This is a genomic window from Vagococcus fessus, from assembly GCF_003987565.1.
GTDB classification, from domain to species: domain Bacteria; phylum Bacillota; class Bacilli; order Lactobacillales; family Vagococcaceae; genus Vagococcus_D; species Vagococcus_D fessus.
The window spans coordinates 114,632-121,723 of the sequence record NZ_NGJY01000005.1; the positions used below are offsets into that span (position 1 = coordinate 114,632).

General features: G+C 37.8%; 5 protein-coding genes. All 5 read left to right on the forward strand.

What is annotated here, in order from left to right; translation table 11 throughout:
- Positions 1-2: 2 nt before the first annotated feature.
- The 5 genes from opp4B to CBF31_RS10665 all read left to right on the forward strand — a co-directional run bounded on the left by opp4B (position 3) and on the right by CBF31_RS10665 (position 6,773).
- Positions 3-965 (forward strand): oligopeptide ABC transporter permease, encoded by a 963-nt coding sequence (opp4B, locus tag CBF31_RS10645; protein ID WP_126832844.1) that lies wholly within the window; start codon positions 3-5, stop codon positions 963-965.
- Positions 966-992: 27 nt separating this feature from the next.
- Positions 993-1,916: an ABC transporter permease gene (locus CBF31_RS10650; RefSeq protein WP_126832846.1), complete on the forward strand. Its 924-nt coding sequence runs from the start codon at positions 993-995 to the stop codon at positions 1,914-1,916.
- A gap of 19 nt (positions 1,917-1,935) precedes the next feature.
- Positions 1,936-3,717 (forward strand): oligopeptide ABC transporter substrate-binding protein, encoded by a 1,782-nt coding sequence (locus CBF31_RS10655; protein WP_126832848.1) that lies wholly within the window; start codon positions 1,936-1,938, stop codon positions 3,715-3,717.
- 223 nt (positions 3,718-3,940) lie between these two features.
- A complete protein-coding gene (locus CBF31_RS10660; protein ID WP_126832850.1) occupies positions 3,941-5,296 on the forward strand; it encodes an aspartate ammonia-lyase in 1,356 nt (451 codons plus the stop codon).
- 103 nt (positions 5,297-5,399) lie between these two features.
- Positions 5,400-6,773: a class II fumarate hydratase gene (locus CBF31_RS10665; RefSeq protein ID WP_126832852.1), complete on the forward strand. Its 1,374-nt coding sequence runs from the start codon at positions 5,400-5,402 to the stop codon at positions 6,771-6,773.
- Positions 6,774-7,092: the final 319 nt, after the last annotated feature.

Consider the following 7,092-nt stretch of genomic DNA (forward strand, 5'->3'; position numbering starts at 1 on the left):
TTATGTGGAAAACAATAGTACGACGTGTGATTTTAATGATCCCTCAAATTTTTATTTTGAGTGTCTTTATCTTCATCTTAGCTCAGCTCATGCCGGGTGACCCGTTCTCGGGACTAATAAATCCGAATATGGACGGGGCGACAATTGATAAAATGCGAGAAGCAGCTGGGTTGAATGACCCGTGGACGACGCAATATGTACGTTGGATTACCAATGCTTTCCATGGTGATTTCGGTAAGAGTTTCTTGTATAAGATGCCAGTTTCAACCTTAATTGGTGAACGTGCGATTAATACAATTTTATTATCAATTGTGACAGTTATTATTACTTATCTGATTGCGTTACCGTTAGGATTACTTGCTGGTCGTTATAAAAACTCATGGTTCGACAAACTGGTTGTCATTTATAACTTTTTCAGTTTTGCGGTACCGGTTTTCATTTTTGCTTTAATTATGCTATTTGTTTTTGGTTACCGCTTAGACTGGTTCCCTACGACAGGGTCTGTTTCAAGTTCGGTTATTCCAGGAACGGGAGCTTATTACTGGGATAAATTTTATCATTTGATATTACCAGCGATTTCTCAAGCGTTACTTGCGACGGCGGTAACGATTCAGTACCTACGTAGTGAGGTTATTGATTCGCAAGGTTTGGATTACGTGAGAACGGCTCGTTCGAAAGGTGTACCAACTAACCGTGTGTATACAAGACATATTTTCCGTAATGCGTCATTGCCGATTGCCTCGCAATTAGGTTATGAGATTACTGGTTTAATTAGTGGGTCAATCGTTATTGAGAAGATATTCGGTTATCCGGGTATTGGTAAATTATTTATTGATTCTATTCTTCAACGTGATTATACAGTTATCACTGCCTTGATTTTGATTTTAGGGATTGCCACATTGGTAGGGACATTATTGTCAGATATCATTATGAGTTTAGTAGACCCTAGAATTCGTATTCAATAAGAAAATTGAGGAAAGGTGGAGAAGAGGATGGCTAAAGAAAAGAATGAAGCAGTTGCGACAGTTGAAAGTATCCCACCTATGGGGTTCAAGATGATTGCTCGTGAATTTAAAAAAGATAAATTAGCGATATTTTCATTAGGATTATTAGTTTTGATTTTACTAACCGTGTTTATAGGAGCGTTAGTCGTGAACCAAGATGCGGTGATGAAAGTTAGTATTTTCGATAAGTATGCTGAACCGGGTATGTACAGTAAGGCAAAAGACATGACTTATTTACTAGGGGCGGATGAAGGAGGGCGAGATGTTTTAGGTCAACTGATTATCGGAGCTAGAAACTCAATTTTAATCGGGTTTGCTATTACAATTATTACCTCAGTCATTGGGGTTGGTATTGGGATTGCCGCTGGTTATTATGGTGGGAAAGTAGATAACTTCTTAATGAGGATTGTCGACTTTATTATGATTTTACCGATTCAAATGATTATTATCGTTTTCGTAACGATTATTCCTAAGTACAATGTATGGTCATTTATCTTCATTATGAGTGCCTTTTATTGGGTAGGTAAAGCCAGGTTATTTAGAAGTAAGACGTTATCAGAAAGTAGACGAGATTATGTGAATGCTTCTAAAACGTTAGGAACAAGTGATTTTAAAATTATGTTTAGAGAAATCATGCCTAACTTGAGCTCGCTAATCATTACCAACTTAACAATGAACTTTGCGTCAAATATTGGGATTGAAACAACCTTAACCTTCTTGGGCTTCGGTTTACCGAATGATGTCCCAAGTTTAGGAACATTGATTGCTTACGCTGCGAATGGTGATGTGCTTTCAAATAAATTATGGATTTGGTTACCAGCGTCAGTACTGATTTTAGTGATGATGTTAAGTATAAATTATGTGGGTCAAGCGCTAAAACGTTCGGCTGATGCAAGACAACGATTAGGATAAAAAATAGGGGGGAATACACATGAAAAAGAGTAAACAATTTGGTATGTTGGCACTAACAGGTATGGCAGTTTTATCACTAGCGGCATGTAGCGGCGGTGGAGAAAAAGGTGGAAAAGCGAATAAAGAAACTGAAAAGGTTGACGCGACGACATTCCCGATTACTGTATCTAATAAAGAAAAGCCGATTAAGGGCGGCACGTTAGATGTTGCGATGGTAACAGATTCTCAGTTCCAAGGTTTATTCTTATGGGAGTTGTATTCAGATAATACAGATGTGCAATTTATGGCACCGTCTCATGAGTCATTGTTTAGTGCAGATAAAGATTTCCAAATCACAGATGATGGGATTGCGAAGTTAGATATCGATAAAGATAAAAAACAAGTGACGGTTACGCTTCAAAAAGATGTGAAATGGTCTGATGGTGAAAAATTAACGATTGAAGATGTAATGTATCCGTATGAAATTATTGGACATAAAGATTACACTGGTGTTCGTTACGATACAACTTTCACGAATGTTGTAGGGATGGATGAGTATCATTCAGGTAAAGCAGATACGATTTCAGGTATTAAAAAAGTTGATGATAAAACTATGACAATTGATTTTAAAGAGATGAACCCGAGTATGATGCAATCAGGTGGTGGTGTTTGGAGTTATGCAGCACCTAAACATGCTCTTAAAGATATCGCAGTTAAAGATTTAGATTCAGCGGATGTTGTTAGAAAACATCCAATTACAACAGGGCCATACGTTATGGATAAAATCACACCGGGTGAATCAGTCGTGTATGTTCCTAATAAACATTATCACGGCGAAAAACCAAAACTAGATAAGATTGTATTCACAACTACACCTTCAGCGTCAGTAGTAGAAGCGATGAAATCTAAGAAATTTGATATTGCCCTAAAAGTACCGACAGATATGTATCCTAACTACAAAGATGTGGAAGGTTATGAAATATTAGGTCGTGAAGAACAATCGTATACATACATTGGCTTTAAACAAGGGAAATGGGATAAAGAGAAGAATGAAGTTGTAACAGACCCGAATGCGAAAATGGCAGATAAGAACCTTCGTCAAGCGATGGGTTATGCTTTAGATAATGATTCAGTTGGAAACGAGTTCTACAATGGACTTCGTCAAAATGCGACAGCGCTAATTCCACCAATCTTTAAAACATTCCATAACAGCGAAATGAAGGGGTATACGCAAGATGTTGAAAAAGCGAAAAAATTACTAGCAGATGCAGGCTATAAAGATGTGGATGGCGATGGCTTAGTAGAAGATAAAAAAGGTGAAAAACTAGTTATCAAGTTCGCGTCAATGTCTGGTGGCGAAACAGCTCAACCGTTAGCTGAATATTACATGGATGCATGGAAAGAAATTGGCTTAGACGTGCAACTGACAAGTGGTCGCTTGATTGACATGCAGTCATTCTATGATAAATTGAAACAAGATGATCCAGAAGTTGATGTGTATCAAGGTGCTTGGGGTGTAGGTTCTGACCCATCACCATCAGGATTATATGGTCGTACAGCACAATTCAACTACACACGTTTTGCAGATGAGAAAAATGATGAGTTGTTAGGCGCGATTGATTCAGAAAAATCATTCGACCCAGACTTCCGTAAGAAAGCTTTTGACGAGTGGCAAGAGTATGCGTTTGAAGAAGCGTTTGTTATTCCAACACTTTACCGTCACGAGTTGCAACCAGTAAGTAAACGTGTGACAGGATTTGACTGGAACACAGATGTTTACAATGTTTGGGAAAAAGTAGGCGTATCTTCAGAAGAACGCTAATGACTCGAAACTCCTTCTATTTATAGAAGGAGTTTTTTTATTATGTGAGAATTAAAAGATAGAGGAGTGAAGAATATTAGAGTTAATGTGGAATTAGGTAATAAAACTTTCATGTTTAAGGAGAAGTCTTCCATTATACAAAAAACGGTATATACTTTAATTATGAAAACGTTTCCTATCTTAAGGCAGATAGGGTGCTAAATATATATTAGGGGGAACTTCTATGTACCGTGAAGAACATGACAGTGTAGGCAAGTTGAATATTCCAGGAGAGGCGTATTATGGTGTTAACGCCCAACGTGCGATGGATAATTTCCAAATTACGCAAATGAAATTAGATCCCGTTTTAGTTGAAAGTTTAATTGAGATTAAAAAAGCCTGTGCCCTTACAAATATGGAGTTAGGTGAGTTAGATACTAAAGTTGGTGAGGCTATTTTAGCAGCAGCTGACGAAATGCTAGCAGGAAACTTGATTGGAGAAATGATCGTTGACCCAATTCAAGGTGGGGCGGGTACAAGTACGAATATGAATATCAATGAGGTCATTGCCAATCGTGCGATTGAATTATTAGGTGGGAAAAAAGGGGATTATGATTTAGTTAGCCCAAATGACCATGTTAATAAAGGACAATCAACAAATGATGTTTACCCATCTAGTGGTAAATTGACTATTTTGAAATTAGCAGACATGTTCCTTAAAACATTAGAAGAGTTAGCAGTATCCTTCGAAGAGAAAGCACAAGAGTTTGCTCATGTTAAGAAAATGGGTCGTACGCAATTAAGTGATGCTGTGCCGATTACATTAGGAGCGGAATTCCATGCTTACTATATGGTAACGAAACGTAACATCAAGCGTTTAGCAGCGGTCAGAGATGAGGTTCGTTCTTTAAATATGGGAGGAACGGCTATTGGAACAGGTATCTCAGCTCATGAGGCTTTCCCGGTAACGGTTAACAAACATTTAAATAATCTAACAGGCTTAAACTTAGAAGTAGCGGAAGACTTGGTAGATGGTACGCAAAATATCGAAAGTTTTGGTGTAGTAGCGGATTGTCTGAAAACAATTGGCTTAAGTTGTTCTAAGATTGCGAATGATATTCGTTTACTTTCTTCAGGACCTCGTACAGGATTTGGCGAAATTTTAATTCCAGCACGCCAAAACGGGTCATCTATTATGCCAGGGAAAATTAACCCGGTTATTCCAGAAGTAGTAAACCAAGCAGCTTTCTTAACAGCAGGTAACAGCGTAACAGTTGCTATGGCAGTAGAAGGCGGACAATTAGAATTAAATGCTTTCGAACCAGTTATCTTCCATAAAATTATCGAATCATTCCGTGTATTAGATAATTCATTAACAACGTTTAATACGAACTGTGTTAAAGGGATTCAAGCGAATGAAGAAAGATGTCGTGAGTTATTAGAAAGAAGTACGTACTTAACGACAGCCTTAGCATCGCATATTGGTTACGACGAGGCTTCTACTATCACAAAAGAAAGTTTACGTGATAATAAAACAGTTCCTCAAGTAGCCCGTGAACACGGTGTATCAGAAGAGATATTAGCAGCTATTATGGAATAGAACAGACTCAAATACCCCCAAACATCTCACGTGTCTGTTTGATGTTAGGGGGTATTGTGGCATAATAAAGGTATAGAACTTGAAAATAAAGGAGCGGTTGTAAGTGGGAGAGTATCGTACAGAGAGAGATTCCATCGGTGAAATAGAAGTACCAGTAGAAGCGAGTTGGGGAGCGCAAACTCAAAGAAGTCTTCAAAACTTCCCGATAGGTTCAGAAAAAATGCCAGAAGAATTAATGAGAGCATTAGTTCATGTTAAACGTGCAGCGTCAGTTCAAAATGCTATTGAAGGTAAATTATCAAATGAAAAAATGACGCTTATCACATCGGTGTGTGATGAATTATTGTCATCGGATGATATTATGAGTTTCTTCCCGTTGAAAGTATGGCAAACAGGTAGTGGAACGCAAACTAATATGAATGTTAATGAAGTGATTGCGAATACAGGTAATAAAAAAACAGGAGAAAAGACACTTCACCCGAATGATGACATCAACATGTCGCAAAGTTCAAACGATGTCTTCCCAACGGCTATGAACATGGCTGCACGTCGAATGGTGATTGAAAAATTACTGCCAGAGATGGAAATGTGGTTAAGTACGTTGAAAGTTTTAGAAGAACGTTACGCTAAGCAAGTTAAGATTGGAAGAACTCATTTACAAGATGCGACGCCTCTAACATTTGGACAAGAGATTAGTGGCTGGCACGCTATGATTGAAAAAAATTATACGATGTTGCAACACGTAGTAGAGGAATTGGCTTACTTACCTATTGGGGGGACAGCTGTAGGGACAGGACTTAACGCATCATCTACGTTTTCAGAGGGAGCAGTAAAAGCGATTAACGAAGCGTTCTTCCCTGGATTTAAAGAACATCCTAATAAATTTTATGGGTTAACTTCTCACAGTGACATGACAGCTGTTCATGGTGTCTTGACGAGCTTGGCAGGAGATTTGATGAAGGTTGGAAATGATATCCGCTGGTTAGCAAGCGGTCCTCGTTGCGGTTTTGGAGAAATTACAATACCAAGTAATGAGCCTGGAAGTTCTATTATGCCAGGTAAGATTAACCCAACGCAGGTGGAGGCTTTGACTATGGTGGTCGCTCAAATTATGGGGAACCAAACCACTATTCAGTTTGCGGCAAGCCAAGGGAATTTTGAATTAAATGTATTTAAACCAGTTATTATGCTTAATTTTGTTCAAAGTGTAAATCTTTTAGCTGAAGGTATGGCATCGTTTAGAGAACGTTGTTTAGTTGGAATAGAAGTGAATGAAAAACGAATGACGGGCTTGCTGGATGATTCCTTGATGTTAGTGACGGCATTAAACCCTCATATCGGATATGATAATAGTGCTAAAGTTGCGAAATATGCTTTTGCTAATGACTTGACTTTAATTGAAGCTGCTGTTGAGTTGACAGAGTATACAGAAGAGCAGTTAATTGAAATATTAGATCCAAACAAGATGCTAGATTAAGAAATAAGATAGGTTTTAAACCTATCTTATTTTTTTAATGAAAATTGTTGACATAGACAAGTGATAGGTGGTATTCTATTCAAGTAGTCGAGGGAACAAGCAACACAAACAATGCGGAATAAAAACTTTAAAAAAGTTTGACATTTCATGATGTATATGTTATTCTTATTAAGTTGCTAAGGCGACAACGACACAACGTAGACCTTTGAAAACTGAACAAAGTAAGACGAACCAAACGTGTAGGATGTTGTTCTCATTAGTTGAGACAACAAACTAAATTTTAAGATTTTTATTAAAAATCTAAGTGAAGTAACATTCG

What these genes read in the sequence shown, in the direction of transcription:
- opp4B (WP_126832844.1), top strand. Translation starts at nt 3, where the DNA reads ATGTGGAAAACAATAGTACGACGTGTGATTTTAATGATCCCTCAAATT.
- CBF31_RS10650 (WP_126832846.1), top strand. Translation starts at nt 993, where the DNA reads ATGGCTAAAGAAAAGAATGAAGCAGTTGCGACAGTTGAAAGTATCCCA.
- CBF31_RS10655 (WP_126832848.1), top strand. Translation starts at nt 1,936, where the DNA reads ATGAAAAAGAGTAAACAATTTGGTATGTTGGCACTAACAGGTATGGCA.
- CBF31_RS10660 (WP_126832850.1), top strand. Translation starts at nt 3,941, where the DNA reads ATGTACCGTGAAGAACATGACAGTGTAGGCAAGTTGAATATTCCAGGA.